Origin of the sequence: Allobosea sp. CER48 (assembly GCF_044752385.1) — a bacterium.
In the GTDB taxonomy this organism is placed as follows: Bacteria; Pseudomonadota; Alphaproteobacteria; order Rhizobiales; family Beijerinckiaceae; genus Allobosea.
Genome location: NZ_JBIWYK010000395.1, coordinates 1 through 2,948, shown reverse-complemented (window position 1 = coordinate 2,948; position 2,948 = coordinate 1). Strand labels below are relative to the sequence as shown.

4 protein-coding genes are annotated in these 2,948 nt (G+C 67.5%); 1 reads left to right on the top strand and 3 read right to left on the bottom strand.

The features are described from left to right. Positions 1 to 41: 41 nt before the first annotated feature. The 3 genes from ACIPIA_RS13435 to ACIPIA_RS13425 form a co-directional block, all read right to left on the bottom strand. The gene (locus tag ACIPIA_RS13435; protein ID WP_400510270.1) at positions 42 to 788 is read right to left on the bottom strand and encodes a F0F1 ATP synthase subunit A; all 747 of its coding nucleotides are present in this window, start codon (positions 786 to 788) and stop codon (positions 42 to 44) included. A gap of 140 nt (positions 789 to 928) precedes the next feature. After that, complete coding sequence (locus ACIPIA_RS13430) at positions 929 to 1,246, bottom strand: DMT family transporter (RefSeq protein WP_400510269.1); 318 nt, start codon at positions 1,244 to 1,246, stop codon at positions 929 to 931. Between the two features lie 135 nt (positions 1,247 to 1,381). Then, positions 1,382 to 2,266, bottom strand: a complete 885-nt coding sequence (locus tag ACIPIA_RS13425) for a type 1 glutamine amidotransferase (RefSeq protein WP_400510268.1) — start codon at positions 2,264 to 2,266, stop codon at positions 1,382 to 1,384. A 115-nt stretch (positions 2,267 to 2,381) separates the two neighbouring features. Here ACIPIA_RS13425 and ACIPIA_RS13420 point away from each other — a divergent pair. Next, positions 2,382 to 2,948 (top strand): DMT family transporter (locus ACIPIA_RS13420; protein WP_400510266.1); only part of this gene is annotated, 567 nt, incomplete at its 3' end.

Below are 2,948 nucleotides of genomic sequence, written 5' to 3'. Positions count from 1 at the left end.
GGCCCGTCCCGGGCGCCGGCGGCCCGGCTCAGGCCGGGATGCTAGTGGCCGGGATGCAGCGCATCGTTGAGATAGATGCAGGCGAGCACGGTGAAGACATAGGCCTGCAGCACCGCCACCATGAACTCGAAGGCCGTGAGCGCCACGGTCATGATGAGCGGCAGAGGCGCCAGCAGCGAATAGCCGACGCCGGCGGCGAGCAGCGCCGCGACGAAGCCGCCGAAGACCTTGAGCGCGATATGGCCGCCGAGCAGGTTGGCGAAAAGGCGCAGGCTCAGCGAGATCGGCCGCGACAGGAAGGAGACGACTTCGATCAGCGTGATGAAGGGCAGGAGCCATTTCGGCACGTCGGACGGCACGAACAGCCGCAGGAAGCCGAAGCCGTGGCGCAGCACGCCGTAGCCGATGACCGTCGCCATCACCAGCATCGCCAACGCGAAGGTGACGACGATATGGCTGGTCACGGTAAAGGCGCCGGGGATCATGCCGAACAGGTTGAGCGTCAGCACGAACATGAAGAGCGAGAAGATCAGCGGCAGGAAGCGCATGCCCTCGCGCCCTGTCGCGTCGGTCAGTGTCTTCGCGACGAACGCGTAGAGCATCTCGGCCAGCGCCTGGGCCCGGCCGGGGATCACGGCGCGCGAGCGCGTCGCGAAGATCAGGCCGCCGCCGATCGCCGCGGTGGCGAGCATCATCATCAGCGCCGCATTGGTGAAGCCGAGATCCAGCCCGCCGACGCGCAGCGGAACGAGGGTCTTGACGATGAACTGGTCGCTGGGATTGGCCAAGGCAGGGCCTCCGCTGCACGGGGTTGCGCGACGGCGCGGAGCATTCCGCGTCGTGGGGCCGTCCCCTGTGTGTGCGAAGGCCGCGGGTCGTCCCGAGGCCGGGCCTGCTTAGAAAGGCAGGGCGATTTTGGCAAGTGCCGTCAGTGCGCCGAGAGCTTCATCATCACCAGTCCGGAGACGATCAGCAGCGCGGCCGCGATTCGCATCGGCGTCAGCGCCTCGCCAAGCACGGTGACGCCGACGATGAAGGCGCCGACGGCGCCGATGCCGGTCCAGATCGTATAGGCCGTGCCGAGCGGCAGCGCGCGCATCGCCAACGAGAGCAGGGCGAAGCTGCCGACCATGGTGACGATGGTGATCGCCGTCGGCCCGGGACGGGAGAACCCGTCCGACTGCTTCATGGTGAAAGCCCAGACGACTTCGAGAATGCCGGCGGAAAGAAGGTAGAGCCACGCCATTGCGGTCCCCCATGAGTTGCCGGGTCGTCCCAGCACTTTGCCCAGGATGGGGGAGGTCGTGGCCTCGCGGACGTTACCTAGTCGCCCCCCGGGGCGATGGCAAGGTTGCGAGGCAAATGGCGCGGCAGGTCCGGCTCAGGCGCGGCCGCGCGTGCTGGCGTGCGGCTTGATCCGGTGCTCGACGAAGTTGCGGAGTTCCGTGACGCGGCGCCCGGCGTCGAGCACCTCGCGGTCGAGCCCATGCGCCCAGGCGAGATCCTGCCGGGCGTCCGGCTCCGCATCGAGCGTGCGGAGGTCGTCGAGCCAGGCCTGCGTCGCGGCCTCGTCCTTGCGGAACCCCTCCTCGATCAGCAGCGGCACCATGCGGCCGAGAATCGATGCCATCTGCTTCAGCGAGAATTCGGGGTGGTACTGCACGCCCCAGAAGGTGCCGCCATTGTGCCTGATCTCCGCCGCCTGCACCTGGCTGTAGCCGTTGGAGGCGAGGATCGTCGTGCCATGCGCGGGCAGGGCGATGGTGTCGAGATGGATCGCCGGGGCATCGAAGGCGGCAGGGCGGCTGTCGAGCAATTTGTGATTGCGGCCGGCCTCGGTCGGCGTGATCCGCCGGGCGAAGCCGACCTCGCGCCCCTTCGGATTGGCGGTGACGGTGCCGCCGGCCGCGACCGAGCCGACCTGGATGCCCCAGCAGGAGCCGAAGCAGGGCGTTCCGCTGGCATAGATCGCCCGCATCAGCTCGATTTGCCGCGTAACCGGCGGCGCGATGTCGTAGATATGCAGGGCCGAGCCCGTGAGGAAGATGCCGTCATAGGATTCCAGCCCGGCGCCATCCGGCAGGTTGGCGCCTTCGTCGGCCGGCAGGCAGATGTCGGAGACGATGCCGGGCGCGATCGCAGCGATCTCCGCTGCGTACGCCTCGCCATAGGCCATGCCGTAGGCCTTGCGCAGCCCTTCGCGATGCTCGCGTGTGTTGCCGTCGACAAAGAGCAGGCGGAGCGGGCTGGAGCTGGTCTGGATCATAGAGGAATTTCCGCAGGGATGCGCAGGGCGATGGGCAGGCTTGCGCCCGATCTCATGGAAGAGGGGCCTCACGCAAGGTTATTGCATGTGCCCATTCTCGCGACAGGGCGGAATCGTGCACCCTTCCCCGACTTGGCTGCAACGCGCCTGGGCCAACGCCTATCTGCTGTTGATCCTGACCACCCTGATGTGGGGCGGCAACGCCGTGGCAAGCCGGCTTGCCGTCGACAACATCTCGCCGATGGCGCTGACCTCGTTCCGCTGGATCGCAGTCTGCCTGATCATGCCGTTCCTGCTGCGCGAGCAGCTCAGGAAGCACTGGCCGGTGCTGCGCGCACGCTGGCGCTTCATCGCGCTGCTCGGCATCCTCGGATTCACCGCCTTCAACACGCTGATGTATCTGGCGGCGTATTCGACCTCGGCGATCAATATCGGCATTCTGCAGGGCTCGATCCCGGTCTTCGTGCTGCTCGGCGCCTTTGTCGCCTATCGGACTCCGATCGGCGCCATGCAGGCGCTTGGGGTGGCGGTGACGCTGCTGGGCGTCGCCGTCACCGCGAGCCGCGGGGACGTCCATGTCCTGATGGGGCTGCGCTTCGCGACCGGCGACCTGCTGATGATCCTCGCCTGCGCGCTCTATGCCGGCTATACCGTCGCGATCCGCAACCGGCCGGCGGTGCCG